Source organism: Micromonospora arborensis (assembly GCF_003205615.1).
Lineage (GTDB): Bacteria > Actinomycetota > Actinomycetes > Mycobacteriales > Micromonosporaceae > Micromonospora > Micromonospora arborensis.
This window is the reverse complement of the sequence record NZ_PYBV01000019.1, coordinates 47,719-72,820: the sequence shown is the minus strand read 5'-3', so window position 1 is coordinate 72,820 and position 25,102 is coordinate 47,719. Positions and strand designations below refer to the sequence as shown.

The following is a 25,102-nucleotide window of genomic DNA, read 5'->3' as shown; positions in this document are numbered from 1 at the left end:
TGCCGGAACATCTGCCTGGTATAAATAGTTGGTGCTGCACAGACGATCCTTGAAGGAGGAATAATGCATCTGCTGCATATCGACTCGAGCATTCGGGGTGACTGGTCGGTCAGCCGGCGGCTCACGGCCCGCGCGGTCGCCACGTGGCGTGCCGCCCATCCGGACGGCACGGTGACCTACCGGGACCTGGGCGCGGAACCACTGCCGCACCTGGACGCGGCGGGCGGACTGGCCCGGATGACACCGCCGGACCAGCACACCCCGGCGCAGCGTGCATCCTGGGAGCTCAGCGAGCGCCTGGTCGACGAGGTGAAGCAGGCCGACGTCGTGCTGCTCGGGCTTCCGCTCTACAACTACGGTGCGCCCAGCAGCGTCAAGTCCTGGGTCGACCACCTGATCGTCGCCGGCCTCACCTACGACCCGACGACGCAGGAGGGCCTGCTCGCCGGCCGCGAGTTCGTCGTACTGGCCACCCGGGGTGGCGGCTACGGCGAGGGCACCCCACGCCACGGCTGGGACCACGCGGAGCAGTGGCTCCCGCACGGCCTGTCGATGACCGGCCTGGAGCCGCGCTTCATCAGCACCGAGCTGACCCTGGCCCCCTCGGTCCCGGCGATGGCCGAGCTGATCCCGCTGCACGAGGCGAGCCTCGCGGCGACCGAGAAGGAGATCGACAACCTCTGGACGCCGGCCTCGGCCCAGCGCTGAACACCGATACGACGAGAGCGGCCGCCCCCGGTCCGGGGACGGCCGCTCTCGTCACGCGGTACGGGTCAGAGGATCGTCCAGGTGTCGCCGCTGGCCAGCAGCCCGGCGAGCTGCTGCTCGGGGGTCTCGGTGACCGTCGCCTTGGCGGCGGCGAGTTGTCCCTGCACCACGCTGTCGTAGGACGGTCGGTCCACCGAGCGGAACACTCCGATGGGAGTGTTGCGCAGGTCCAGGCCGGGCAGCCGGGACAGCGCGAAGGCGTACGCCGGGTCGGTCACCGTGGCGTCGTGCACGACGATCTCCTCCGGGCGGACCGAACTGGTCTCCCGGACCTCCAGGCCGAACGCGCCCGGCGGGTGCACCACGCAGAACTGCCCGTCGGCACCGAAGGTGATGGGCTGCCCGTGCTCCAGGCGGATCAGGTAGTCGTCCCGGGTAGCCGGATCCTTGAGCTGCTCGAACGCCCCGTCGTTGAAGATGTTGCAGTTCTGGTAGATCTCCACGAACGCCGAACCCTCGTGCTCGGCGGCGGCCCGCAGCACCGACTGCAGGTGCTTGCGGTCGGAGTCGATGGTCCGGCCGACGAAGCTGGCCTCCGCCCCGAGGGCGAGCGAGAGCGGGTTGAACGGGGCGTCCGCCGAGCCGGCCGGAGTCGACTTGGTGACCTTGCCGACCTCGGACGTCGGAGAATACTGACCCTTGGTCAGACCGTAGATCCGGTTGTTGAACAGCAGGATCTTGAGGTTGACGTTGCGCCGCAACGCGTGGATCAGGTGGTTGCCACCGATGGACAGGGCGTCACCGTCGCCGGTCACCACCCAGACCGACAGATCCGGCCGGGACACCGACAGGCCGGTCGCGATCGCCGGGGCGCGGCCGTGGATGGAGTGCATCCCGTAGGTGTTCATGTAGTACGGGAAACGCGACGAGCAGCCGATCCCGGAGACGAAGACGGTGCGTTCCCGGGGGATGTTCAGCTCCGGCATGAACTGCTGGATGGCCGCCAGGATGGCGTAGTCACCGCAGCCGGGGCACCAGCGCACCTCCTGGTCGGACTTGAAGTCCTTCGCGGTGAGCTTGAGGGCGACGGGCTCAGACATTCTTCAGGACCTCTTCCAGCGTCGTCTCCAGCTCGGCGGCCGTGAACGGCAGGCCGCGGACCTGGTTGTAGCTGATCGCGTCGACCAGGTAGCGGGCCCGGATGACGTGGGCGAGCTGACCCAGGTTCATCTCCGGGATGACGACCTTGTCGTAGGAGCGCAGCACCTCACCGAGGTTCGCCGGCATCGGTGCGAGGTGCCGCAGGTGCGCCTGGGCGATGGAGAGGCCACGCTGGCGGACGCCGCGGCAGGCGGCGCCGATCGGCCCGTACGTCGAGCCCCAACCGAGGACCAGCACCCGGGCGTCGCCGTCGGGGTCCTCGACCTCGATGTCCGGGACCGGAATCGTCTCGATCCGGGCGGCCCGGGTACGCACCATGAAGTCGTGGTTGGCCGGGTCGTAGGAGATGTCGCCGGTCTTGTCGGCCTTCTCCAGACCACCGATCCGGTGTTCCAGCCCTGCCGTGCCGGGGATCGCCCACGGGCGGGCCAGGGTCTCCGGATCGCGCAGGTAGGGCAGGAAGGTGGTGCCGTCCGCACCGTTGGGCTCGGTGGCGAAGTCGACCCGCAGATCGGGCAGCGACTCCACGTCGGGCAGCAGCCACGGCTCCGAGCCGTTCGCGACGTAGTTGTCGGACAGCAGGATCACCGGGGTGCGGTAGGTCAACGCGATCCGGGCCGCCTCCAACGCCGCGAAGAAACAGTCCGACGGCGACCGGGGCGCGATCACCGCGACCGGTGCCTCACCGTGCCGACCGTAGAGGGCCATGTTGAGGTCGGCCTGCTCGGTCTTGGTCGGCATACCGGTCGACGGGCCGGCGCGTTGCACGTCCACGATCACCAGCGGCAGCTCCAACGCCACCGCGAGGGAGATCGTCTCGCTCTTGAGTGCCACGCCCGGGCCGCTGGTGGTGGTCACCCCGAGCGACCCGCCGTAGGAGGCGCCCAGCGCCGCACCGACCGCGGCGATCTCGTCCTCGGCCTGCATGGTGGTCACGCCGAAGCGCTTGTGCTTGCTCAACTCGTGCAGGATGTCCGACGCTGGCGTGATCGGGTACGCGCCGAGGAACACCGGCAACCCCGAACGCACCCCGGCAGCGACCAACCCCAGGGAGAGTGCCGCGTTGCCGGTGATGTTGCGGTAGGTGCCCGGCTTCATCTTCGCCGGCTTGACCTCGTAACGAACCGCGAAGTCCTCGGTGGTCTCGCCGAAGTTCCAACCCGCCTTGAACGCGGCAACGTTCGCCGCGACCAGCTCCGGACGGGCCGCGAACTTGCGCTCCAGGAAGCGCAGCGTCGACTCGTACGGCCGCGAGTACATCCAGGAGAGCAGGCCCAGGGCGAACATGTTCTTCGATCGCTCGGCGTCCTTCTTGGACACCTCGAAGGCGGCCAACGCGCCGACTGTCATCGAGGTCAACGCCACCGGGTGCACGACGTAGCCGGCCAGCGAGTCGTCGTCCAGAGGGCTGGCCTGGTAGCCGACCTTCGCGAGGTTGCGCTTGGTGAACTCGTCGGTGTTGACGATGATGTCGGCGCCGCGAGGCAGGTCGGCGAGGTTGGCCTTCAACGCCGCCGGGTTCATCGCCACCAGCACGTTTGGCGCGTCGCCCGGGGTGAGGATGTCGTAATCGGCGAAGTGCACCTGGAAGCTCGACACGCCCGGCAGGGTGCCGGCAGGAGCCCGAATCTCGGCGGGGAAGTTCGGCAACGTGGAAATGTCGTTGCCGAGCTGCGCGGTCTCCGAGGTGAACCGGTCACCGGTCAGCTGCATGCCGTCGCCGGAGTCACCAGCGAACCGGATGACCACCCGGTCAAGTTGACGGATCTGCTTGGTCACTGTGCCACCTTCGTTCGCGACTGCGGGGCTCGCAAAACCGGCTCACTCCTCGCGCTCACGCCCGCACCTCGCTGCGCGTGGTCGCGCGGGCGGCTGAACCTGATGGTGACCTCGCCTTGCCCGGCCACGGGACCTCCTTGACGCAACGTTTAACCGCACCGCCCCAGGCTGGTCCGGCCGCTGTCGTTCCTCATCTGAGAGCCTACGTCCAAGCAGCCCTCAACCCTCCCCGGAGGTCCGCCGACTGGGACCCCGCTGGGCCGAAAAATGCCCTTGTTTGCGCTCTTACGCCCTGCCCGCCGTAATTCAGATCACCGCCGGGTCGACCGTCGATCAGTCGGCGGGGTCGGTAACGGGCTGGGCGGCCGGGCCGGAGAGCCGGCGGCGCAGCGAGGTGGTGGCCAGCGTGAGCGCCAGCACCATCAGCAGCGCGGAGACCACGATCAGGATGATCGCGGTGCGCTGCACCGAGGTCATCCCGCCGTCGCCGTCGGCGGCGCCGCCCGGAAGTACGCCCTGGGAGCCGGTCGGTGCGGGCGGTGAGACCACCGGTGTGGCCAGCGCGGCCGCCGCGGTGATCCGGAAACTCATCTGCACCTGTCGGGTCTGACCGCTGCGCGGGTCGAGCTGGCCGATCACGGCACCGGACAACGGCGCTTCCCGCTGAGCCTGCGGTGTCGCCTCCACCGGCAACCGCAACTCGGCGGTCTTGCCCGCCAGCACCGGGCCCGTGTCGCAGCGGGTCCGGGCCTCGTCGACCGCCGCGCAGCCGGGCGGCGGGGTCGGAACGGTCACCCCGGCCGGCAGGACGACCTCGACCCGGCCGGCGGCGTCCACCGGCCCGGTGTTGCCCAGCCGAAGCGTGAGGTTGCTCGCGGCGCCGCTGATGTCGAACGCCACCTCGTCGGCGGCCAGTGCGATCCCGGGCACCGGCGGACCGGGTGGGAAGAGCACCGCGAAGCCCTGGTCGTCGGCCGCTTCCCCGGGCACGCCCGGAGCGTCAGCGACGACCTGGACGGAGCCGGCGAGGGGCATCCGCCTCCACGCGGTGCCGTCGACCCGCAGGCGGAGCAGAGCGCTGAACCGGACCCCAGCCTCGGCCGTCCAGGCCCCACAGCGGTACGCGCCGCCGCCGGCGGCGGCGCAACCCTTCGTCCCGGCGTCGGTCAGCCCGGCCGGCAGCGTGTACGAGAGCCGGATCCGTTGCGCGGCCGTGCCGGTGTTGTTGACCGTGACCTGCAAGGTGGTGTCCGTGCTGGCCGCGTTCCAGTACGCGCCGGTGAGGGTGACGTCCTGGGTGGTGACCTGTACGCCCAGCGGATTCGGCGCCGGTGTCGGCGGTCCCGGGGCGGGCGGGCGGACCGGCGGGACCGGGGGAGCGGGCGGCACCGGGGGCGTCGGGGGCGCCGGTGTGGGCGGCCCGCCCGGCACGGTGGTGGTCGGTGGCGGCGGCACCTCCGGGGCGGTGGTCTCCGGTGCCGGCGGTGTCGTCTCCGGCGGCGGCGCGGTGGTCTCCGGTGCCGGGTCGGTCGGCACCGGGCTGCCGCCAGGCTCCTCGGTCGGGGGCGGTTCCTCCGACGGGGTGGGCTCGGGGTCACCCCCGGGTTCGCTCACCGGGTCGGTCAGCGACACGATCGGGTCCGCGTCCGGCATTGCCGCGCCGGCCCAGGCCGGCCCGACGGCGAGCGCCGCGAGCAGGCCGAGCGCGAGGGCGGTCGCCAGCAGGGGCGTGGAACGCCGCCCCTGCGCCCGATCACCGGGCGATGCCTTCACGCGGGCCATCTGTCCTCCGGTGACATTGGTGGGTGTCCAATGGTCGGTAACAGTTGCCCCAGCGCACTAGTCCCGTCCGGAAACAAATCCGTAACGTGTTTGGGACGGCCCTTCCGGACGGACGGTAAGCTCCCGGCTGTGACCGGATACCTGGGCTCGTACGCGACGCTCGGGCTCCTGCTGCTCGCCAGCGTTCTGTTCTTCGTTACGGCGTTCTCGGCCAACCGGGTGTTACGTCCCGCGCGTCCGGCCGATCCGCCCGGCAAACGGGCCAGCTACGAGTGCGGGCTCGACCCGGTCGGTGCCGACTGGGCACAGATGCAGATCCGCTACTACGTGTACGCGTACCTGTACGTGCTGTTCGCGGTCGAGGCGGTGTTCCTCTTCCCCTGGGCGGTGGTCTTCGACCGGCCGGGCTTCGGTCTGGCGACGGTGGTGGAGATGGCGGTGTTCGTGGCGGTGCTCGCGCTCGGCATTCTCTATGCCTGGCGCAGGAACATCCTCCGCTGGACCTGAGCGTCGCGACCTCCGGCGATCGTGCCGGTCGGTACGGCCGTTCGCGGTCGGTTGCGGCGACGACCGGTCAGGCCAGGCCCCGGCGGGTCGCCGCGGGCGGCCGATCGCCTCGGATCGAGGCCACCATGTCCAGTACCCGGCGGGTCGGGCCGACCTGGTGGGCCCGGAACACCCGGGCGCCCAGCCACGCCGAGACGGCCGTCGAGGCGAGGGTCCCCTCCAGCCGTTCGGGCACCGGCAGGTCCAGCGTCTCACCGATGAAGTCCTTGTTGGAGAGCGCCACCAGCACCGGCCAACCGGTTCCGGTCAACTCGTCCAACCGTCGGGTGATCTCCAGGGAGTGCCGGGTGTTCTTGCCGAAGTCGTGTGCGGGGTCGATGAGGATGCCGTCGGGGCGTACCCCTGCCGCCACCGCGCGCTCGGCGAGCCCGGTCACCGTCGCGACCACATCGGCGACCACGTCCTCGAAGGCCGCCCGGTGCGGCCTGGTCCGTGGGACCAGGCCGCCGGCGTGCGAGCAGACCAGGCCCGCGCCGGTCTGCGCGGCCACCCCGGCCAGGGTCGGGTCGGCGCCCGACCAGGTGTCGTTGAGGAGGTCGGCGCCGGCGGCCACGGCCTCCGTCGCCACCTCGGCACGCCAGGTGTCGATGGAGATCACCACCTCCGGAAACGCGGCCCGGACGGCGGCGATGGTGTCCACCGTGCGGCGGATCTCCTCGGCGACGCCCACGTCCACCCCGGGGCCGGCCTTGACCCCGCCGATGTCGATGATCGCCGCGCCTTCGTCCACGGCCCGCTCCACCGCGCGCAGTGCGCTGTCGGCGGCGAAGGTGGCCCCCCGGTCGAAGAACGAGTCCGGTGTGCGGTTGATGATCGCCATCACCACCAGCTCGTCGGGGGCGAACGTGCGCCCACCCAGCCGAAGCGCCCCGGCCATGCCCGCCTCCTGAGAATCCGCACCGCCGCCGCCGCGTCGGCCGATCCCGACGCTAGTCCGTCGGCTGGCCAGGACTCCGGGCGGGCGTCGGTACGGATCCTGATCGGGACGGGTGGCGGGGTCGCTCCTGGCCGGCTGCCATGCCACGATCAGTACATGGGTCAGCTTCTGCTCCTTCTGGTCGTGGCATTGACCGTCGCGGCGGTGATATTCGGTGTGACGGTGCTGGTCAGCGGCCGTGATCCCGGCCTGGCGCCCGCCGAGCCGGATTCGCAGGCCGTGGCGTTGCCGAGCGACCGGCCGTTGCGCGAATCCGATGTGGGTGCGGTCCGTTTCGACACCGGGTTGCGCGGGTACCGGATGGCCCAGGTCGATCAGGCGATGCGCCGCGCCGCCTACGACATCGGCTACAAGTCGGAGCTGATCAGCGTGCTGGAGTCGGAGGTCATCGCGTTGCGTGAGGGCCGCACCGACGACGCGGACGCGCTGCGCGATGCCCGTGAGCAGTCGATCCGCAAGGTGACGAACGCCGACGCGGCGGAGCCGGGCGCGGAGGTGTCGCCGGCCGACAAGGCGGACGCCCCGGTCGGCTCGACCGACGCGGGCCCGCTGCCCGGCGCCAGCTCGTCCCCGGCGGATTCCGACGGGGTGGCACCGGCAGTCGTGCCCGCTGGCGGCGAGCCCGCCGATCGTGAGCAGACCGACGGCACGCCCACCGACGGCACCGGGCAACACGGCGCGGCGGTTCGGTCGGAGTCGGCGTGACCGGTCCGGGTGGCGCCGACGATCTTCGTGCGGCCGCCCAACCCGGTGCCGGTGAGGTAACTGCCACGGTGATCGTCGACGCCCCGGCGGAGCGGGTCTTCGCCGCGCTGCTCGCCTGGGAACGTCAGTCCGACTGGATCCCGTTCACCCGGGTCCGGGTGGTCGAGGGCGACGGCCGCGAGGGCAGCCGGATCGAGGCCGTGACCGCGGTGGGTCGGGCCACGCTGCGCGACGAGATGCGGGTGGTCCGGGTCGACGAGCCGTACGAGATCGGCGTGGTGCACTACGGCCAACTGCTGCGCGGCCCGGGCGTGCTGCGCTGCACCCAGCTGGGTCGAGCCCGCACCCAGGTCGTCTGGCACGAGTGGTTCCACCTGCCGGGCGGGCGGGCGGGTCGACTGGCCTGGCCGGTGCTCTGGCCCGGCTCCAAGCTCGGCCTCACCCAGGCGCTGAAGAGGTTCGCCCGTCTGGTCGAGCAGGGCCGGCTGCCCTGACCACGCCCGGAGCCGGCTCCCCGCCCGCACTAACGTGTACGAGGTGACTGACCTGGTGATCGGCGCGGACGGGCTGGCCCGCTGCGCCTGGGGGTCGAGCACCCCCGATTACGCCATCTACCACGACACCGAGTGGGGGCGGCCGCTGCGCGGCGACGACGCGCTCTACGAGCGGATGACGCTGGAGGCGTTCCAGTCCGGGCTGTCCTGGCTGACCATCCTGCGCAAACGCCCGGCGTTCCGGTTGGCCTTCGACGAGTTCCACATCTCGACCGTCGCCGGCTACGACGACGCCGACGTGACCCGGCTGCTCGCCGACGCCGGCATCGTCCGCAACCGGGCCAAGATCGAGGCGGCGATCGTCAACGCCCGCGCCGCACTGGAGCTGCCGGAAGGGTTGTCCGACCTGCTCTGGTCCTTCGCGCCGGAGCCGCGACCGGCACGCCTCGCCTCGTTCGCCGAGCTCGCGCCGATCACCCCGGAGTCGACGGCGATGGCCAAGGCACTCAAGAAGCGGGGCTTCCGGTTCGTCGGCCCGACCACCGCGTACGCGCTGATGCAGGCCACCGGCATGGTCGACGATCACATCGTCGGATGTCACGTCACCCTCTGACCGTCGGCATGATGGGATGCAGGCATGACGACCGAGACCGCGTACCGGGCCGGTGGGTCCGGCCGTGCCGACGGCGTGGGCACCTGGGCCGTGCTGCTGCCAGCCGAGCGGTACGAGGCCGAGCGGCTCGTGCACCACGACACGCTGGAGCTGACCGGGCTGGCTGACGCCGCCCGACCGGGGCCGGGAGACCAGGTTGCGGTGCTGGTCGACGCGCCGCCGCGGCTGGTGGCGCTCGGTCGGGTCACCGCGCCGGGTCAGCGCCACCGCGAAGATCCCGACGACCCGCAGTCCCCGGTCGAGCCGGGGACGCTCGTCGTGGCGTACACCCGGCGGGCCTTCGACGAGCCGGTGCCGGCCGACCTGCTGACACTCGACGGGCCGGTCACCGCGCTGGAGTCCGCCGCCTTCCGGGCGTTGGCCGACCAGCTCGGCCCGCCCCCGGCACGGCGCACCTGGCTGGTCAGCCTCGACCTGCCGATCGAGGCCGGCACGCCGGCGGAGGCGGTCCGGCTGTTCTGGTCGTACGTGCAGGAGTTGGGCCCGCGTGAGCTGCCCGCCTTCGTCTCGCCGGCCGGCGACGAGCTGGCCATGCAGGCGTTCGTGCTGGGTGCCGAGGCCAACCAGGACCCGGAAGAGGACGACTAGAAAAGTCCGTCCACGCGGCCCTTCCAGTCGGCGAGCACCGGGCCCGGGTCGGTGCCCAGCACCTGCTCCAGCAGCGTGGCGTAGACGTCCCGGAAGTCGGTGGTGTACTTCAGGTCGCCGTCGTCGAGGTCGGTGAGGCTGGGCGCGTCCCCGTGCCAACCACCGCGTACGCCCGCACCGAGCAGCAGCAGGTCGGAGGCGGTGCCGTGGTCGGTGCCGTCCGAGGCGTTGGCCCGGACGCGGCGGCCGAACTCGGAGTAGACCGCCACCACCACCTTCCGGCCCGCCTCGGTGCGGCTCATCCGGTCGGCGAACCCGGTCAACGCCCGGTCGAGCTGACCCAGCAGGACGGCCTGCAACTGCTTCTCGTCGGCGTGGGTGTCGAAGCCGCCCAGCGACACCGAGAAGGCCCGGGTGGACACTCCCGCCTCGACGCACTGCGCGACCAGGTCCAACTGCGCGTCCAGGGGTGTGCGTGCCCCGCCGGTGGCCGTCGCGGGGGCCTGCTCGCCGTCCGGGTCCGCCGTTGCCGGGTCGGCGGAGTCGCGTACCTCGCGGATCATCTCGTCCACCGACCGCAGGTCGGCGAAGCAGGCGGCAGCCCGACCCCGGGCCGCCGACTCACCCGCCTCGGCGGCGGCGAGCGCGGTCAGTGTCTCCGCGGGCAGCCCCTTGGTGGCCTTCCGGTCGCTCACCGGCACCGCGGCACCCGCGCTCCGCTCCCCGGCCAGCAGCGGCGGCAGCGCCGGCTCGAAGGAGACCGCCAGCCGGGGGTCGCCCCCCGCCTGGTCCAGCCACCGACCCAGCCAGCCGGTGTTGCCCGGCCGGTCGGGCTGCGCGGTGTGCCAGATGTCCATCGACCGGAAATGGCTGCGGTCCGGCTTCGGGTAGCCGACCCCACGCACGATCGCCAGCCCACCGGCGGACCAGCGTTGGTGCAGGCCGGCCAGTGCCGGGTTGAGGCCGAAGCCGTCGTCCAACCGCCGCACCTCCCCGTCCGGGTACGCCAGCTCGGGGCGGGCCGCCCGGTAGGCGGGGTCGCCGTACGGGATGACGGTGTTGAGCCCGTCATTACCGCCGTACAGCGTCACCAGCACCAGCGTGCGAGCCTGCGGATCGCGGTCCCCGGCGGTGTCCAGCAGGTCCCGCAGGCGGTACGCGCCGGCGCCGGCGGCCAACGCGCCCGCGCCGACCACCCCGCTGGTCAGCAGGAACCTGCGTCGGGTCTGGGTGTCCATGTCGACTCCTCCGCTCAGCTGACGGTGTATTCGGGGCTGACCAGGCCGGCGGCCAGCAGCTTGCGGGGCTCGCCGGCCAGCGGGGTGAGTGCGGCGCGGGTGCGCGCGCTCCAACCGTCGACCACCAGCAGCCGGGCCAGCGCGTCGGGCCGGCCGGCGGTGGGCGCGGCGGTCAGCCGGGCCAGCACCGCCGGTGCCGTGGCGGCGGCGAGCATTTCGGCCGTCCGCAGCCGGGCCTGCAGTGACGAGGTGGTCAGCCAGGCGGCCCCGGCCGGCCAGCCGCCCACGCTGGGCGGTCGCAGCGGCACCTGGTCCAGCGCGTTCAGACCGGCCAGCAGTTGTTTGTGTTGCTGCTCGGGCAGGGCGGAGGGTCGGATGCCGAGCTGCCGCAACGCGCCGACCAACCACTCCACGGGTTGCTTTACCAGCGTGCCCCGGGTCTGCGCGAAGGCCGGCGACGAGAAGATCGCCCGCAGGGTCGCGATGGTGTCCGGGCCGGCCAGGCCCTGCGGTGCCGGGACGTCGTTGCCGGCGTAGCGGAACCAGAGCCGCCCGGCCACGAACGTCGTCGCCGCTGGCTGGGCGGCCAGCAGCCCGGCGTACGCCTCGGCGTCGAACCGGCCGCTCTGCCCGAGGATGGTCTTCTCGCCGGGGTCGTGCCGGCGGGCCTCGAAGCGGGCGGCACCGGTTCGGCGGTCGACGACCCAGCCGGTCAGGGCCCGCGCGCCGGCCTTCACGTCGGCCTCGGTGTAGGTGCCGATGCCGAGGGTGAACAACTCCATCAGCTCGCGGGCCAGGTTCTCGTTCGGCGCCTTGCGGGTGTTCTTCTGCCCGTCCAACCAGACGATCAGGGCAGGGTCGCGCACCATCGCGGCGACCAGCGGGCGCAACGGACCACGTCCGTGCCGGCGCAGCGTCTCCAGTTGGCCCTGCATCATCCGGGCCGACTTGACCTTCTGCACGCTGGTCGCCCAGTGCCCGTGCCAGAAGAAGAGCAGCTTCTCGGTCAACCCGTCCTCGGCGGCCACCATCCGGTCCAGCCACCACGCGGTGACCTGCTGGACCTGCTTGCGCCGCTCCGCGTTGGCCTGTTGCCGTTGCTCGCGGGTCGACTCGCCGGTCAGCTCGGCGTACGGGTCCGCGGCCAGCACCGGCGGCGGTGTGGCCGCCGCGCCACGGTCGGTTCGGGCCGGGGTGAGCAGGTTGTCCAGGGTGGCCGCCGGCCCGGCCCGCTCGGCGGCGTCCACCTCGTCTGCGGTCGGCCCGAAGGTGGCCCGGCGCAGCAGGTGCGCCACCGCTTCACGATCGCTCATACGCGCCGACGCTAGGCGACCCCTGTTCGAGGACGGTAAAGGCGGCGTGCGAATTGCGTTCAGCGTCCCTCGAAGACCGGTTTCTGCTTGCCGACGAACGCGAGCGTGGCCGCCCGGTGGTCAGCGGTGGCGCCGCAGATCGACTGGGCCTGCGCCTCGGCCGCGAGGGCGTCGGCGAGGGTGCCGGCGTCGGCGATGGAGAGCTGCCGCTTGATCGCCCCGTACGCGACGGTCGGGCCGGCGGCGAGGCGGGCGGCCAACTCCTGGGCGGCCGGCAACACCTGCTCGTCGTCGTCCACCAACCGGTTGAGCAGACCCAACCGGCAGGCCTCCTCGGCGCGGACCGGCTCCGCCAGCATCAGCAGCTCCACCGCCTTGGCGTGGCCGACCAGCCGGGGCAGCGTCCAGGAGGCGCCGGTGTCGGCGGCGAGGCCGACCTTGGCGAAGGCCATCAGGAAACTGGTGGTGGGGCCGCCGATGCGGATGTCGGCGAGGAATGCCAGCGACGCGCCCGCCCCGGCGGCCATTCCGCGGACCGCGGCGATCACCGGCTTGGGCAGGTTGGCGAGCCGGGCCGCGATCGGGTTGTAGTGCGTCCGCACGGTGCCCAGGGGGTCACTGGCGGAGTTTTCCAGGGTGGCCACGTGCTCGCGCAGGTCCTGACCGGCGCTGAACGATCCGCCGGCCCCGGCCAGCACGACCGCGCGGCAAGACCGGTCGGTCTCCAACTCGGCCAGGGCGTCCCGCAGCGCCTCCTTGAGCGGCACGTCGAGCGCGTTCATCGCGTTCGCCCGGTTCAGCGTGAGGGTGACGACGGCGTCGGTCCGGTCGACCAGCAGCGGCTCGGTCACGTGTCTAACGACCCTTCTGTCGGACGATGCGGTTGCCGGCGTCGAGGCACTGTTCGACGTACCGGTCGGCGGCCGGACGCAGGCGGGCCGCGTGCCGGTCGAAGAAACTGGCCGCGGCGGTGCCGGGCCAGCGTTCGGGCAGCAGCGCCGGGGGCAGCTGCGGGTCCCGGAAGAGGAAGGTACGCCACGCGTGCACGAGCCGGAACCGGGTCGCGTACGCCTCCTCGTCGCTGCTGCGCACGGTGACGGCGGCGAGTAGTGGGCGCTGGTCGGCGACGAAGCGTTCGTAGGCTTGGCCGATCTCGTTCAGATTCCAGGCCCGGCGGACCACGCCCATCGCCCCGGGTGTGCCGGAGAAGTGGGCGGCGGTGAACCGCTCGAATTGGATGCCGGCCTCGGCGAGTAGCAGGTCGACGTCCTCGGCGGGGCGGGTGGCGACCCAGGTCTGCTCGTCGAGCGTGCCGTAGCCGAGGAAGGTCAGGTTGGCGGCGAGCCGTTGCCGGTCCCGGCGGGACCCCGGAGCCTCCAACACCAGCAGATCGAACCGGCCGTCCCAGGTGACCCGGCCGGTCCGGTAGATCCGGGCCGCTGCCTCGTCGAGTCGCCGGGCGGCTTTTGGTGTGATCGAATATCCCGGTCCGGAGGCCAACCGGAGTGGTTCGAGCCAGCCTTGACGCACCATCCGGGACACGGCGGTGCGAACGGCGGGCGGTGCGATTCCCAGCGGCGCCAGTAGCTTGACCAGGGCGGCAACCGGTGCGCGGCCACCCTTCGGACGGAGGTGGTCGCCGTACAGGTCGAAGAGTGCCGACCGTGCCTGCATGACCGCACATTGTGACAGGCCTTCTCAAGATAAGCTAGATGCTGTTACATCAATGCTGCTCCGGTTTGGGTCCGGCGGTGTTCATCAGGGAAAATCGTTGGTCGACACCCCCGCGACCGTTGCGGGTGGTCGTGACGAAGTGGCTGTGGGGCAACCCACCGACCCTGGTGTAGGTCTGAGGGGAGACAACATGGCGGCGATGAAGCCGCGGACGGGCGACGGTCCGCTGGAAGTCACCAAGGAGGGGCGGGGCATCGTCATGCGGGTCCCGCTGGAGGGCGGTGGCCGGCTCGTCGTCGAGATGACTCCCGACGAGGCCAACGCGCTCGGTGACGCGTTGAAGGCAGCGGCCGGCTGAGTAAGGAGTGGTCCGGGCGGCTCAGGCCGCCCGGAACGTTCTTCGGACCCTGAGTCACCGGTATCGCCGGTGGCTCAGGGCCTTCATCGGCGCGGGCAGGCGGGTTGGCTTCCGCTCCGCGACACTTCTCTGGAGGTACGGTTCCGCGTGCTCGCCATCCGTCTGATCGCCGAGCCCGACCGGCTCGACGTCCTCGTCCTGCCTGTCCGCCCCGCCGATCCGGCAGCGGCGGATGACATCTCGGCCGAGCCCGTGGCGACCGCCGTGGCACCCCCCGGCGGCACCGCCGACGAGGCCGCCGCGTTGGTTCCGGCGGCCCGACTCACCGGCCGGGCGGGCGAGATCCACACCCAACTACGCCCCGGGGCCACCCCCGGCCGGCTCCTGCTGCTCGGCATCGGCGACGGCGACGAGGCGGCCTGGCGGACGGCCGGTGCGGCCCTGGCCCGCTCCGCAGCCAGTGAGACGCATATCACCATTGCCCTGCCGGCCGAGGTGACCCCGGCTGCGGTACGCGGGTTGGCCGAAGGGCTGCTGCTCGCCCCGTACCGGTTCCGGATGACCACCGCGGGCGACGCGCCGGCGCTCAGCGATGTCGATCTGCTGCTCGCCGACCCGGCGGCGTTCGAGGCCACCGTAGCCACCGCCCGGACCACCGCGGCGATGACCAACCTCGCCCGTGACCTGACCAACACCCCCTCCTCGGTGAAGACCCCGCAGTGGTTCGCCGACGAGGTGGCGTCCGCCGCGGCCGACCTGCCGGACCTGCGACTGCGGGTCCGTGGCCCGGACGAGCTGGCCGCCGAGGGCTTCGGCGGGATCCTCGCCGTGGGCGGCGGCTCGGCCAGCGGCCCCCGGCTCGTCGAGCTGGACTGGCATCCGGCCAACGCGCGCACGCACGTGGTGCTGATCGGCAAGGGCATCACCTTCGACACCGGCGGCATCTCGATCAAGCCGGTGCCGGCGATGAAGCTGATGCGCAAGGACATGGCCGGCGCGGCTGCGGTCGTCGCCGCCACCCTCGGCGCCGCCGCGCTGCGGCTGCCGGTCCGGGTCACCACGCTGGCCCCGCTCGCCGAGAACATGGTCAGCGGCTCGGCGTTCCGCCCCGGCGACGTCGTCCGGCACTACGGCGGAATGACAAGCGAGACGACCAACTCCGACGCCGAGGGTCGACTGGTCCTCGCCGACGCGCTGGCGTACGCGGTGCGGCAGCTCGAACCGGACCTGCTGCTCGACCTGGCCACCCTCACCGGTGCCAACGCGGTGGCGCTGGGCAAGCGCACCGCCGCCCTGTACAGCGAGAACGACCAACTGGCCGCTGACGTGCTGGCCGCGGCCGAGGCGGCCGGCGAGTCGGCATGGCGGATGCCCCTGCACGGTGACTACGTCGAGTACCTGGGCAGCGAGATCGCGGACCTCTACAGCGCACCGACACAGGGTGCCGGCTCGGTGCTGGCCGCGCTCTACCTCCGCGAGTTCACCGGCGAACTACGGGACCGCTGGCTGCACCTGGACATGTCGGCGCCGTCCTGGGCGGACGGCGACCACGCCGAGGTCAGCCGCGGCGCCACCGGCTGGGGCGTCCGGTGGTTGCTGCGCTGGCTGGCCAGCGTCGACTGACCAGGTCAGCACTTCACCGCGGCGAGCACTCCGTGCCCGACCGGCAGCAGCGCGGGGATCCAGTGCTCCGACTCCCGCACCGCCTTGATCGTCTCGCGGACGGTCACCGTCTCCGCGTCCCGGGCGGCCGGGTCACCGATCCGGCCGCCCGCCAGCACGCCGTTGAGCGCGAGCACGCCCCCCGGGCGCAACAGCCGCAGCGCCGCTTCCACGCAGGCATGGAAGCCGGTCGCCTCCGCGTCCACGAAGACCAGGTCGTACGCGCCGTCGGCGAGCCGGGGCAGCACGTCGAGCGCACGACCGGTGATGATCCGTGTGCGGCCGGCCGCGAAACCCGCCTCGGCGAAGATCCGCCGGGCGATCCGCTGGTGCTCCACCTCCAGGTCGATGGTGGTCAGCACACCATCGGCGCGCATGCCGCGCAGCAGCCAGACTCCGCTCACCCCGGTGCCGGTGCCGATCTCCACCACCGCGCGGGCGTTGCCGGCGGCGGCCAGCAGCCGCAGCGCGGCTCCCGCGCCGGGGGTGACGGCGTCGAGGCCGACCTCCCGAGCGAGGCTGCGGGCGGTGCGGAGCACGAGATCCTCGGTGACGTAAGACTCGGCGAACTGCTGAGCCTGGGCCGTCGAACTGCCGGAACCGGCGACCGTGGCGATGGGGCACCTCCGGGGGCGGTGCGTGGTGCGGGGGCGGGTTGGCACTGTGAGCGTAGAGGCGACCGTCGCGGGGCGCAGCCGCGCCTCCGCCTGTTGCGATCACCGGGGCAACCGCTGACCCCACCGCGTACATCCGTGCAATCCTGGAGGCGGTATCCCGTCAGCCGCGACCAAACCGGCCCGTGGCCGGGCGACGCGGCGCGGGATCCGGGGACGGACTGGGAGGCACCGACGTGACCGACGGCTGGGAGTGGCGCCGGGGCGGTGAGACTCCGGCTGCGGCGCGACCGCCCGGGGCAGGGGCCCCGCCGGGATCGCCGACCACACCAGGGGCCGGCAGCACGCCCGCTGTGCCGCCCGGCAACCCGCCGATCGCTCCGCCCGGCAGCACGCCCGCTGTGCCGCCCGGCAACCCGCCGATCGCTCCGCCCGGCAGCACGCCCGCTGTGCCGCCCGGCAACCCGCCGATCGCTCCGCCCGGCAGCACACCTGTTGTGCCGCCTGGCAATCCGCCTGTCGCGCCGCCCGGCAGCATGTCGACATCCGGGTACCCGCCGGTGCCGTCCGTCGGGCCGTCGCCGGGCTGGCCGACACCGGCGGCGGGCGGGCCGGGCGCGGAGGGTGCTTCGCCCTGGTGGTCGGACGCGCTCGCCGACCCATGGCGGGACCCGGCGGCGCCGGCCGCGGTGGTGGTGCCCGGGGCGGTGGCGGCCGGCACCGAGCCCGAGCCGGTCACCGATCCGGACGCGCCGGGCCGGCCGACGCTGCGCCACCTGTTGCTCATTCCCGTGATCACCGCGCTGCTGGCCGGCACTCTCGGCGGCGCGCTGGGTTACGCGTTCGCGGTGCGCGGCGGCGCTGGTGGGGTGGTGCTCGGCGGTGCGCCGGCGGAGGCTCCCGCGCTGGCCCAGCGCAAGCCGGAGTCGCTGGCCGGTGTCGCCGAACGTGTCCTGCCCAGCGTGGTCACCGTCCGGGTGAGCAGCCTCGGCGGGACCAGTGAGGGCTCCGGCTTCATCGCCACCGCCGACGGCCATGTGATCACCAATGATCACGTGGTGGCCGGTGGCAGCGGCAAGGCCTCGGTGGTCTTCAACGACGGCACCACCGCGTCGGCGACCATCGTCGGTCGGGACCCGGAGTCGGACATCGCGGTGATCAAGGTGAGTCGTCCCGGGCTGCGGCCGGTGGAGTTCGGTGACTCCGACGCGCTGGCGGTCGGTGACCCGGTGCTCGCCATCGGCTCGCCGCTGTCACTGGCCAACACGGTCACCGCCGGCATCGTGAGTGCCCTGGACCGGACGATGCAGGCCGGCGAGCCGGGTGGCCCCGTGCGCTACTACGCGGCCATCCAGACCGACGCCGCGGTCAACCACGGCAACTCGGGCGGCCCGCTGGTCGACGGCGCCGGGCGGGTGGTCGGGGTGAACTCCACCATCAAGTCACTGGTCGCTGAGGGGCAGGAGGCGGGCAACATCGGGCTCGCCTTCGCCATCCCGATCAACCAGGCCAAACGGGTGACCCAGGACATCATCGGCACCGGCAAGGCCCGGCGTACGGTGATCGGCGCCCGGCCGGACGGCCCGACCGGGCCCGCCGGGGGTGGTCTGCGGTTGGCGGAGGTGGAGCCGTCCGGCCCGGCGGACAGCGCCGGGTTGAAGGTCGGCGACGTGATCCTCAAGATCAATGGGCGGCCGATGACCGAGCCGACGGACCTGACCGCGTTGGTCCGCAAGTTCGCGCCGGGCTCGGTGGTGACCGTCGAGTTTCGGCGGGGCTCCGCCCGGCAGAACACGTCGGTAACTCTCGCCGCGGACGCGAAGTGAACAGCGCTCACCCCTTGTCCGCACGCCATCCGGCGTGCGTAGTCTTGCTGCTGACGGCCGAGAGGAGGCCAGCGGGATGTTGGACAACCTGAACTGGTGGGAGATCGGGGCGCTGCTGCTCCTGGCGCTGCTGATCTTCGGTGACCGGCTGCCCGCAGTCATCACCGACGGCCTGCGGCTGGTACGCAATCTGCGCAACATGGCCCGCAACGCCACCGGCGACCTGAGTCGTGAGCTGGGCACCGACATCCAGCTGGAGGATCTGCACCCGAAGGCGTTCATCCGCAAGCACCTCCTCAGCGAGGAGGACGAGGCGGCGATCCGCAAGCCGCTGCAGGGCGTCTACGACAACCTGCGTGCGGACGTCAGCGGCGTGCACGACGACCTGAAGGACGTGGCCAGTGCTGCGGACCTGCGGTCCAACGGCACCCGGCCCGGCACGGCCACCAGCAGCCCCTCGACGCCGGCGCCCCGCGCCAGCTACGACGACGCCACCTGACCGAGCCGCAAGGTGATCAGCCCGCCGGCCGAAGGGCCAGCGGGCTGATGGCGTTTCCGACGGTCAGCGCCCGGCGGGCTTGAGGCCGAGCGGCTTGCCGAGCAGCGACTCGCGGCGCAGCGCGAGCCGGTCGGCGATCGTGCCGAGCGCCTGCGCGGCCGGGGACTCCGGGTCGGCCAGCACGATGGGGTTGCCCGCGTCGCCGGCCTCGCGGACCCGGGTGTCCAGCGGGATCTGCCCGAGCAGCGGCACCTGGGCGCCGATGGTCCGGCTCAGCGATTCGGCGACGGCTGTGCCACCCCCGGCGCCGAAGATCTCCATCCGGGAGCCGTCCGGAAGCTCCAGCCAGGACATGTTCTCGATGACGCCGACCACCCGCTGGTGGGTCTGCAGGGCGATCGCACCGGCCCGCTCCGCCACCTCGGCGGCGGCGGTCTGCGGGGTGGTGACGATCAGGATCTCCGAGTTGGGCAGGAGTTGGGCCAGCGAGATGGCCACGTCACCCGTGCCCGGAGGCAGGTCGAGCAGGAGCACGTCCAGGTCGCCCCAGTAGACGTCGGCCAGGAACTGCTGCAAGGCCCGGTGCAGCATCGGGCCGCGCCACACGACTGCGGCGTTGCCGGAGGTGAACATGCCGATGGAGATCACCTTCACGCCGTGCGACTGCGGCGGCATGATCATGTCCTCGACGCGGGTGGGCCGTCCGTCGGCGCCGAGCATCCGGGGCACCGAGTGGCCGTAGATGTCCGCGTCGACCACGCCGACGGAGAGCCCGCGGGCGGCGAGCGCCGCCGCCAGGTTGACCGTCACGCTGGACTTGCCGACGCCGCCCTTGCCGCTGGCCACCGCGTACACCCGGGTGCGGGAGCCGGGCTGGGCGAACGGGATGACCGGCTCCTCGCTGGCACCCCCGCCGCGCAACTGCGACTGCAACGACTGTCGCTGCTCGGGGGTCATCACACCGAAGTCGATCTCCACACCGGTGACGCCGGGCACCGCGGCGAGGGCGGTGGTGATGTCGCTGCGCAGCTTGTCCTTGAGCGGGCAGCCGGCGACGGTGAGCAGCAGCTCGACCCGGACGACGCCGCTGGCAGCGATCGTGGCGGAGCGGACCATGCCCAGCTCGGTGATGGGCCGGCGGATCTCCGGGTCGTTGACGGTGGCCAGGGCGGCCTGGATCGCGTCCTCGACGGTGCTCACGGGTGCTGACATGCCCGCAATGCTACGTCGCGGGGCATCCGCTGCCGCTGTTGCCCGGGGCGGTGTGAGCCAAACGATGACCCCGCCCTGATGAGCTGGTCAGCCGTCCGAACGGCGCGGCCCGGTGCCGTCCGGCCGGGCGTCCCGGACGAAGTCGCCGTCCAGGTCGTCGCGTGGTTCGTCCAGGCCGACACCATCGGTCGGCCGCTGACCACGTTTCTCCTGCCGGCTGTCCTTCTCCTGCTGGCGACGCTCCAGGCGCTGCCGGCGCTGCCCCATCTCGTCCAGTTCCTCGGCCAGCCGGGCCAGCTCGGAGCGGAGGAAGTCGCGGGTGGCCACCTCACCCAGCGCGATCCGCAGTGCGGCGATCTCCCGGGCCAGGTACTCGGTGTCCGCCTTCTGGGCGGTGGCTCGCCGCCGATCCTCCTCCAGGGCCACCCGGTCCCGGTCGGCCTGCCGGTTCTGGGCCAGCAGGATCAGCGGCGCCGCGTAGCTGGCCTGCAACGACAACACCAGGGTCAAAAACGTGAAGGTGTACGGGTCGAAGCGCAGGTCCGCCGGTGCCAACGTGTTCCAGACGAACCAGATCGTGATCACCACCGTCATGACGACGATGAAGTTCGCGGTCCCCATGCCCCGGGCGATGCCCTCGGACCACCGGCCGAACGCCTCCGCGTCGAACCGGGGCAGCTTGATGCCCCGGGGCTCGCGGGGCTGGTCGAGCCGTTCGTTACGCCGCTGCTCAGCCATCCGCGCCATCCAGTGCCGCGTCGGTGGCGCCCGGGGCGGTCAGGGCATCGCGGTCCCGCCAGTCCCGGGGTAGCGAGTGGTCCAGGACGTCGTCCACCGTCACGGCACCGACCAGCCGGTTGTTGCGGTCGATCACCGGCATGGCGACCAGGTCGTAGGTGGCCATGCGGCGGGTGATCTCCGGCAGCGGGGTGGTCGGGCGCAGCGGGTCGATGTCGTTGACCACCACCTTGCCCAGCAGGTCCGCCGGCGGTTCGCGCAGCAGCGCCTGGAAGTGCACCATGCCCAGGTAGCGGCCGGTCGGGGTGTTCTGCGGTGCCCGGGTCACGAAGACCTGCGCGGCGACGGCGGGGGAGAGCTGTGGCTCCCGGATCCGGGCCAGCGCCTCGGCGACGGTGGCGTCCGGCGGCAGGATCACCGGCTCCGAGGTCATCACACTGCCCGCCGTTCCCGGCGTGTACTTCAGGAGCTGACGCACCGGGTCGGCCTCGTCCGGCTCCATCAGGTCCAGCAGCACGTCCTGTTCCGGTGGGGGCAGCTCGTTGAGCAGGTCCGCCGCGTCGTCCGGGTCCATCTCCTCCAGCACGTCCGCGGCCCGCTCCCGGTCCAGCGCGGCGAGAATCTCCACCTGGTCGTGCTCCGGCAACTCGCTGAGCACGTCGGCGAGCCGCTCGTCGTCCAGCGCGGCCGCGACCTCGTTGCGCCGTGCGTCGGGCAGGTCCTGCAGAGCGTTGGCCAAGTCGGCCGGGCGCATGTCCTCCAGGACGGCGAGGAGGTTCGCCGTACCCCGGTTGTCGGCGATGCCGCTGAGCCCCCGCACCCGGTCCCATTCGACCTGGTGCAGGTGGCCGCGGCGGCTGAGCCGCCCGGTCTGCTCGCGTACGGCGACACGGGTCAGCGACCACTCACCACCCCGGGTGCACTCCATCGCGACGTCCACGACCGCGCCGGGCTGGCCGCCCGGCTCGAGTTGCACCCGTCGGTCCAGCAGTTCCTGGAGCACCAGCAGCTCGTTCGGGCGCTTCTCGAACCGGCGCAGGTTGAGGGTGCCGGAGCCGAGCACGACGGCGTCCGCGTCGATGGAGGTGATCCGGTTGATGGACAGGAAGATCCGCCGACGCATCGGCATCTCGGCGACGAGGCCCACCACCTCCGGCGGTCGCTTGGTCGCCCGGAGCCGTGCCACGGCGTCACGAACCCGGCCCACCTGATCACCGTTCGGGTCGAAGACGGCGACTCCGGCGAGACGGGCGATGTAGACCCGGGTCGGCGTGCTCACAGGCACCAGCCTAAGCGCCTAGTGTTTATCAACATGTCGACCTTGGCCTACGAGATCGTGGACGTCTTCACCGACCGCCCCTTCGCCGGCAACCCGCTGGCGGTGGTGTTCGGCGCGGAGGCGCTGGCCACCGAGCAGATGCAGGCACTCGCGCTGGAGTTCAACCTCTCCGAGACGGTGTTCGTGCTGCCACCGACCCAGGTCGGTGCCACCTACCGGGCCCGGATCTTCACCCCGGTCGAGGAGTTGCCGTTCGCCGGGCACCCGAGTGTCGGCGCGGCGGTCACCGCGAGCCGGCGGGGCATGTTCGGTGTGGGGCAGGTCACCCAGGAGTGTGGGGCCGGGGTGCTGCCGATCGAGGTGAGCGCGACCGGGGCGACGCTTACCGGTGGCACTCCGACCCTCGGGCCCGAGTTGGATCCGGAGCCGTTGCTGGAGATCGCCGGCCTGGTCGCGGACGACCACATCGGGCCTGCCCCGCGCGTCGCCGGCTGTGGGCTGGAGTTCCCGTACCTGCCGGTGCGGCCGGAGTCGTTGGCCCGCGCCCAGGTGAACGCGGCGGCGGCGCAGCGGTACGGGGTGTCGCACGTCAGCGTTTTCTCCTGGGACGCGGCCGCGCAAACCGCGCACGCCCGGGTCTTCGTACCGGGGATGGGTGTCCCGGAGGACCCGGCGACCGGCTCGGCGGCGCTCGGCCTCGGTGTCTGGCTGGTGGCGACCGGTCTGCTGCCGGGCGAGGGGCTGTCCCGTTACGCGGTCAGCCAGGGCGTGGAGATGAACCGCCCGTCCGCGTTGGCGTGCACGGTCACCGCGGCGAACGGTGTGGCGGTCGGTGCGACGGTCGCCGGTCAGGTGGTGCCGGTGGCCCGGGGTGAGATCGCCGTCCCGCCGTTCGTGGGCTGACACCCAGACGGCCTACGCGTCGCCGGTCGAGGTGCGGCAGGATGCGAGGGTGACTGACGACGCGCGTGGGTCGACGCCGCTGGTCGACGAGGCGATGAAGAAGGCTGCCGTGGCCTGGGTGAGTGTTGCCGGTGGGCCGGCGCTCGCGCTCTGGTGCGCCCCGCTCGAAGGTGCGCTGCTGGTGGTCACCGGGCCGGGTGAGCAGGCCGCCCCGGGCCTGGCCGACGCGACCGAGGCGCAGGTCACCCTGCGCGGCGACCATGGTGGTCGGATCGTCACCTGGCCGGCCCGGGTGAGCCGGGTGCAGCCGGGGACCGAGGCGTGGGACACCACCGCGCCGTTGGTGGCGGCGAAACGTCTCAACGCGCCCGGCCCGACCGCCGATCTGGTCACCCGGTGGGCCGCGGACGGTTGTGCGGTGAACCGGCTCACCCCGGCCGGTACGCCGCTGGCAGGTGCGGACCTGTCGGCCGACGCGCAGGCCGAGCCGCCCCGTGCCACCCCGGCGATCCGGGCCACCCGCAAGCCGTTCCGCCTGCACCGGGTTCGCCGCCGCTGATCGGGTCGTCAGCCTGGCCGACCGCCGACACCCACCACCTCGGCGTAGGCGTCGACGAGGGTGAGCACTTCGCCCAGGGTGCCGAGGGTGGGGCCGCGCCAGTCCAGGTCGGCGTTGAAGACCATGTGCGTGGCCAGGTCCGGTGCGGCGAGTCGGACGGCGGTCATCCCGGCCCGCTCGGCGCCGGTCAACTCCTGGCTGCCGCCGTCACCGACGTACAGGCAGTCCCCCGGCGCGAGCCCGAGCCGCTGGCAGGCGGTCAGGTAGAGCGCCGGGTCGGGCTTGCACCGGCCGACCTGCACGGAGAAGACCCGCACGTCGAGCAGCGGGGCGACCGCGAGTTGTGGCAGGAAGGCCGGCAGTTCGTGTGTGCAGTCGCTGATCACACCGGTGTGCAGGCCGCGTTGGCGCAGGGCCGCCAGCACCGGCACGGCGTCGGCCCGCAGCCAGGTGTCGGCGCGGACCGCGCGATGTCGGGACGCCACCGCCGCCCGGACCGCATAATCGCTGGGGTGTACGCCGGCCTGGGCGCACACCCAGCGAAGGGTCGCCTCCGCGTTACCGAGCCGGCCGGTGGCCCGCTCGTAGTAGGTGCGGTCCAGCACCTCGGTCAACGTGTCGGCGGGGCACCCGAGCAGTTCGGCGGTGCCGACGTGCGCGGCACCACGCTGCACCGAACGGGTCAGGGTGCCGAAGAAGTCGAACAGCACCGCCTGGTAGCTGGGCATGGCGAAGCGCCTCCGGGCGGTTGTGGTTCACCGGCGCGAACCCGCGTGATCGTAACGGAGTGCTGACTTTCCGTGCCGTCCGTCATACGTGTGAGGATTGCGTCCCGTGCCCCCACCTTCACACCGCCCCACTCCGGACCTGCTGACCACCGGCGCGGTCGGCCTGGCCGTGGTCGCCGTGTCGTCGTCCGCGCCGCTGATCGCGTACGCCGCCGCTCCCGCGCTGGCCATCGCGTTCTGGCGCAACCTGCTCGCGGTGGCCGTGCTGAGCCCCGTCTCGCTGGCCCGGCGCCGTGCCGAGTTCCGCAGGCTGACCGTGGGCGCGGGCCGGCGCGAGGGGCTGTTCTGCGTCCTCTCCGGGGTCGCGCTGGCCGGGCACTTCGCCACCTGGGTGCCGAGCGCGCAGCTCACCTCGGTCGCCACGTCCACCGCCCTGGTCGCCACCCAGCCGGTGTGGCAGGGGCTGATCGCCCGGGCCCAGGGGCGTCGACTTCCCCTGGTGGTGTGGATCGGCATCGCGGTCGCGGTCGGCGGCGCGGCGGTCGCCACCGGAACGGACGTGGGTGTCTCCGCCAGGGCCGTCCTCGGTGACGTGCTGGCGTTGACCGGCGGCTTGTTCGCCGCCGTCTACACCGCCTTCGGTGAGCGGGCCCGCGCCAGCATCAGCACCACCACCTACACCACCATCTGCTACGGGATCTGCGCGCTGATCCTGCTGGTCATCTGCCTCATCGGCGGCGTACGGCTGACCGGGTTCGACGGACGGACCTGGCTGGCCATCCTGGCCCTGGTGGCCGGCGCGCAGCTACTCGGGCACTCGATGTTCAACTACGCCCTGCGGAAGATCTCGGCGACCACGGTGAGCGTGTTGATCCTGCTGGAGGCGCCCGGCGCGGCCCTGCTGGGCTGGGCCTGGCTGGGTCAGGTGCCCCGCCCGTACGCGCTGCTCGGGATGGCGTTGCTGCTGCTCGGGGTGGCGGTGGTGGTGCTCGGCGGTGGCCGGGCCGCTCGCCGGGCCGCACCCACCACGCTGCCGACCGACCCGACTCCACTGGACGACTGATCGCACGTCGGGACCCGGAACGTGCTGAGGAATGTGGACGCT

At 72.3% G+C, this 25,102-nt stretch carries 26 protein-coding genes; 13 read left to right on the top strand and 13 right to left on the bottom strand.

Features of this window, described 5'->3' with window-relative positions:
• Positions 1-63 precede the first annotated feature (63 nt).
• Positions 64-708: an FMN-dependent NADH-azoreductase gene (locus C7C45_RS16325; RefSeq protein ID WP_244200406.1), complete on the top strand. Its 645-nt coding sequence runs from the start codon at positions 64-66 to the stop codon at positions 706-708.
• 65 nt (positions 709-773) lie between these two features.
• Here C7C45_RS16325 and C7C45_RS16320 read toward each other — a convergent pair whose 3' ends face one another.
• The 3 genes from C7C45_RS16320 to C7C45_RS16310 all read right to left on the bottom strand — a co-directional run bounded on the left by C7C45_RS16320 (position 774) and on the right by C7C45_RS16310 (position 5,430).
• Positions 774-1,808: a 2-oxoacid:ferredoxin oxidoreductase subunit beta gene (locus tag C7C45_RS16320; RefSeq protein ID WP_110564514.1), complete on the bottom strand. Its 1,035-nt coding sequence runs from the start codon at positions 1,806-1,808 to the stop codon at positions 774-776.
• Complete coding sequence (locus C7C45_RS16315; protein ID WP_110564513.1) at positions 1,801-3,648, bottom strand: 2-oxoacid:acceptor oxidoreductase subunit alpha; 1,848 nt, start codon at positions 3,646-3,648, stop codon at positions 1,801-1,803. Before C7C45_RS16315 ends, C7C45_RS16320 begins: the two co-directional genes overlap by 8 nt.
• Before the next feature lie 333 nt (positions 3,649-3,981).
• Entirely contained in the window at positions 3,982-5,430 is a 1,449-nt protein-coding gene (locus C7C45_RS16310; RefSeq protein ID WP_110564512.1) for a hypothetical protein, read from the bottom strand.
• A 129-nt stretch (positions 5,431-5,559) separates the two neighbouring features.
• Here C7C45_RS16310 and ndhC point away from each other — a divergent pair, with 129 nt between their 5' ends.
• Entirely contained in the window at positions 5,560-5,937 is a 378-nt protein-coding gene (gene ndhC / locus C7C45_RS16305) for an NADH-quinone oxidoreductase subunit A (RefSeq protein WP_110564511.1), read from the top strand.
• A gap of 67 nt (positions 5,938-6,004) precedes the next feature.
• Here the strand turns inward: ndhC and folP are convergent, their stop codons facing one another.
• The gene (gene folP / locus C7C45_RS16300) at positions 6,005-6,874 is read right to left on the bottom strand and encodes a dihydropteroate synthase (protein ID WP_110564510.1); all 870 of its coding nucleotides are present in this window, start codon (positions 6,872-6,874) and stop codon (positions 6,005-6,007) included.
• A gap of 156 nt (positions 6,875-7,030) precedes the next feature.
• On the opposite strand from folP, the gene C7C45_RS16295 reads away from it, so the two are divergent.
• From C7C45_RS16295 to C7C45_RS16280, 4 genes are read left to right on the top strand one after another with little or no spacing between them, the layout of a single operon-like run.
• A complete protein-coding gene (locus tag C7C45_RS16295) occupies positions 7,031-7,639 on the top strand; it encodes a DivIVA domain-containing protein (protein ID WP_110564509.1) in 609 nt (202 codons plus the stop codon).
• Entirely contained in the window at positions 7,636-8,133 is a 498-nt protein-coding gene (locus C7C45_RS16290) for an SRPBCC family protein (RefSeq protein ID WP_110564508.1), read from the top strand. Before C7C45_RS16295 ends, C7C45_RS16290 begins: the two co-directional genes overlap by 4 nt.
• Before the next feature lie 43 nt (positions 8,134-8,176).
• Positions 8,177-8,746, top strand: a complete 570-nt coding sequence (locus C7C45_RS16285; RefSeq protein ID WP_110564671.1) for a DNA-3-methyladenine glycosylase I — start codon at positions 8,177-8,179, stop codon at positions 8,744-8,746.
• A 24-nt stretch (positions 8,747-8,770) separates the two neighbouring features.
• Positions 8,771-9,394, top strand: a complete 624-nt coding sequence (locus C7C45_RS16280; protein WP_110564507.1) for a hypothetical protein — start codon at positions 8,771-8,773, stop codon at positions 9,392-9,394.
• Here the strand turns inward: C7C45_RS16280 and C7C45_RS16275 are convergent.
• Genes C7C45_RS16275 through C7C45_RS16260 form a run of 4 tightly spaced genes read right to left on the bottom strand, consistent with a single transcriptional unit; the run spans position 9,391 to position 13,619 of the window.
• Complete coding sequence (locus C7C45_RS16275; protein ID WP_110564506.1) at positions 9,391-10,632, bottom strand: DUF1501 domain-containing protein; 1,242 nt, start codon at positions 10,630-10,632, stop codon at positions 9,391-9,393. The two genes, C7C45_RS16280 and C7C45_RS16275, sit on opposite strands and share 4 nt — an antisense overlap.
• A gap of 14 nt (positions 10,633-10,646) precedes the next feature.
• On the bottom strand, positions 10,647-11,945 hold the full coding sequence (locus tag C7C45_RS16270) for a DUF1800 domain-containing protein (RefSeq protein WP_110564505.1): 1,299 nt from the start codon (positions 11,943-11,945) through the stop codon (positions 10,647-10,649).
• Positions 11,946-12,004: 59 nt separating this feature from the next.
• Positions 12,005-12,796 carry an enoyl-CoA hydratase-related protein gene (locus tag C7C45_RS16265; RefSeq protein WP_110564504.1) on the bottom strand — a complete coding sequence of 264 codons (792 nt, stop codon included), beginning with the start codon at positions 12,794-12,796 and terminating at the stop codon, positions 12,005-12,007.
• A gap of 4 nt (positions 12,797-12,800) precedes the next feature.
• The gene (locus C7C45_RS16260) at positions 12,801-13,619 is read right to left on the bottom strand and encodes a PaaX family transcriptional regulator (RefSeq protein ID WP_110564503.1); all 819 of its coding nucleotides are present in this window, start codon (positions 13,617-13,619) and stop codon (positions 12,801-12,803) included.
• A 190-nt stretch (positions 13,620-13,809) separates the two neighbouring features.
• Between C7C45_RS16260 and C7C45_RS16255 the strand changes: the two genes are divergently transcribed.
• Positions 13,810-13,977 (top strand): DUF3117 domain-containing protein, encoded by a 168-nt coding sequence (locus tag C7C45_RS16255; protein ID WP_007455245.1) that lies wholly within the window; start codon positions 13,810-13,812, stop codon positions 13,975-13,977.
• Positions 13,978-14,124: 147 nt separating this feature from the next.
• Positions 14,125-15,600, top strand: coding sequence for a leucyl aminopeptidase family protein (locus tag C7C45_RS16250; protein WP_110564502.1), 1,476 nt, complete (start codon positions 14,125-14,127; stop codon positions 15,598-15,600).
• A 5-nt stretch (positions 15,601-15,605) separates the two neighbouring features.
• Here the strand turns inward: C7C45_RS16250 and C7C45_RS16245 are convergent, their stop codons facing one another.
• Complete coding sequence (locus tag C7C45_RS16245) at positions 15,606-16,178, bottom strand: O-methyltransferase (RefSeq protein WP_110564670.1); 573 nt, start codon at positions 16,176-16,178, stop codon at positions 15,606-15,608.
• Positions 16,179-16,789: 611 nt separating this feature from the next.
• Here C7C45_RS16245 and C7C45_RS16240 point away from each other — a divergent pair.
• Complete coding sequence (locus C7C45_RS16240) at positions 16,790-18,079, top strand: S1C family serine protease (protein WP_110564501.1); 1,290 nt, start codon at positions 16,790-16,792, stop codon at positions 18,077-18,079.
• A 76-nt stretch (positions 18,080-18,155) separates the two neighbouring features.
• Positions 18,156-18,578, top strand: a complete 423-nt coding sequence (locus C7C45_RS16235; RefSeq protein WP_110564500.1) for a twin-arginine translocase TatA/TatE family subunit — start codon at positions 18,156-18,158, stop codon at positions 18,576-18,578.
• A 63-nt stretch (positions 18,579-18,641) separates the two neighbouring features.
• Here the strand turns inward: C7C45_RS16235 and C7C45_RS16230 are convergent, their stop codons facing one another.
• The 3 genes from C7C45_RS16230 to C7C45_RS16220 all read right to left on the bottom strand — a co-directional run bounded on the left by C7C45_RS16230 (position 18,642) and on the right by C7C45_RS16220 (position 21,807).
• Complete coding sequence (locus C7C45_RS16230; RefSeq protein WP_110564499.1) at positions 18,642-19,790, bottom strand: Mrp/NBP35 family ATP-binding protein; 1,149 nt, start codon at positions 19,788-19,790, stop codon at positions 18,642-18,644.
• Between the two features lie 87 nt (positions 19,791-19,877).
• Positions 19,878-20,528 (bottom strand): DUF1003 domain-containing protein, encoded by a 651-nt coding sequence (locus C7C45_RS16225; protein ID WP_110564669.1) that lies wholly within the window; start codon positions 20,526-20,528, stop codon positions 19,878-19,880.
• A complete protein-coding gene (locus C7C45_RS16220) occupies positions 20,521-21,807 on the bottom strand; it encodes a magnesium transporter MgtE N-terminal domain-containing protein (RefSeq protein ID WP_110564498.1) in 1,287 nt (428 codons plus the stop codon). The genes C7C45_RS16225 and C7C45_RS16220 overlap by 8 nt, the downstream gene beginning before the upstream one ends.
• A gap of 33 nt (positions 21,808-21,840) precedes the next feature.
• Between C7C45_RS16220 and C7C45_RS16215 the strand changes: the two genes are divergently transcribed.
• Both C7C45_RS16215 and C7C45_RS16210 read left to right on the top strand, forming a co-directional pair.
• Positions 21,841-22,710, top strand: coding sequence for a PhzF family phenazine biosynthesis protein (locus C7C45_RS16215; protein ID WP_110564497.1), 870 nt, complete (start codon positions 21,841-21,843; stop codon positions 22,708-22,710).
• A gap of 49 nt (positions 22,711-22,759) precedes the next feature.
• Positions 22,760-23,269 carry a hypothetical protein gene (locus C7C45_RS16210; RefSeq protein ID WP_110564668.1) on the top strand — a complete coding sequence of 170 codons (510 nt, stop codon included), beginning with the start codon at positions 22,760-22,762 and terminating at the stop codon, positions 23,267-23,269.
• Positions 23,270-23,277: 8 nt separating this feature from the next.
• Here the strand turns inward: C7C45_RS16210 and C7C45_RS16205 are convergent, their stop codons facing one another.
• A complete protein-coding gene (locus C7C45_RS16205) occupies positions 23,278-23,997 on the bottom strand; it encodes an HAD family hydrolase (RefSeq protein WP_110564496.1) in 720 nt (239 codons plus the stop codon).
• 106 nt (positions 23,998-24,103) lie between these two features.
• Here C7C45_RS16205 and C7C45_RS16200 point away from each other — a divergent pair, with 106 nt between their 5' ends.
• Positions 24,104-25,060 carry a DMT family transporter gene (locus C7C45_RS16200; protein WP_110564495.1) on the top strand — a complete coding sequence of 319 codons (957 nt, stop codon included), beginning with the start codon at positions 24,104-24,106 and terminating at the stop codon, positions 25,058-25,060.
• The last annotated feature ends 42 nt before the right edge of the window (positions 25,061-25,102 follow it).

Coding starts and splice junctions, on each gene's coding strand:
- C7C45_RS16240 (WP_110564501.1), top strand. CDS start 16,790: ATGTCGACATCCGGGTACCCGCCGGTGCCGTCCGTCGGGCCGTCGCCG.
- C7C45_RS16280 (WP_110564507.1), top strand. CDS start 8,771: ATGACGACCGAGACCGCGTACCGGGCCGGTGGGTCCGGCCGTGCCGAC.
- C7C45_RS16275 (WP_110564506.1), bottom strand. CDS start 10,632: ATGGACACCCAGACCCGACGCAGGTTCCTGCTGACCAGCGGGGTGGTC.
- C7C45_RS16225 (WP_110564669.1), bottom strand. CDS start 20,528: ATGGCTGAGCAGCGGCGTAACGAACGGCTCGACCAGCCCCGCGAGCCC.
- C7C45_RS16260 (WP_110564503.1), bottom strand. CDS start 13,619: ATGCAGGCACGGTCGGCACTCTTCGACCTGTACGGCGACCACCTCCGT.
- C7C45_RS16215 (WP_110564497.1), top strand. CDS start 21,841: ATGTCGACCTTGGCCTACGAGATCGTGGACGTCTTCACCGACCGCCCC.
- C7C45_RS16270 (WP_110564505.1), bottom strand. CDS start 11,945: ATGAGCGATCGTGAAGCGGTGGCGCACCTGCTGCGCCGGGCCACCTTC.
- C7C45_RS16325 (WP_244200406.1), top strand. CDS start 64: ATGCATCTGCTGCATATCGACTCGAGCATTCGGGGTGACTGGTCGGTC.
- C7C45_RS16310 (WP_110564512.1), bottom strand. CDS start 5,430: ATGGCCCGCGTGAAGGCATCGCCCGGTGATCGGGCGCAGGGGCGGCGT.
- C7C45_RS16255 (WP_007455245.1), top strand. CDS start 13,810: ATGGCGGCGATGAAGCCGCGGACGGGCGACGGTCCGCTGGAAGTCACC.
- C7C45_RS16320 (WP_110564514.1), bottom strand. CDS start 1,808: ATGTCTGAGCCCGTCGCCCTCAAGCTCACCGCGAAGGACTTCAAGTCC.
- C7C45_RS16205 (WP_110564496.1), bottom strand. CDS start 23,997: ATGCCCAGCTACCAGGCGGTGCTGTTCGACTTCTTCGGCACCCTGACC.
- C7C45_RS16230 (WP_110564499.1), bottom strand. CDS start 19,790: ATGTCAGCACCCGTGAGCACCGTCGAGGACGCGATCCAGGCCGCCCTG.
- C7C45_RS16295 (WP_110564509.1), top strand. CDS start 7,031: ATGGGTCAGCTTCTGCTCCTTCTGGTCGTGGCATTGACCGTCGCGGCG.
- folP (WP_110564510.1), bottom strand. CDS start 6,874: ATGGCCGGGGCGCTTCGGCTGGGTGGGCGCACGTTCGCCCCCGACGAG.
- C7C45_RS16235 (WP_110564500.1), top strand. CDS start 18,156: ATGTTGGACAACCTGAACTGGTGGGAGATCGGGGCGCTGCTGCTCCTG.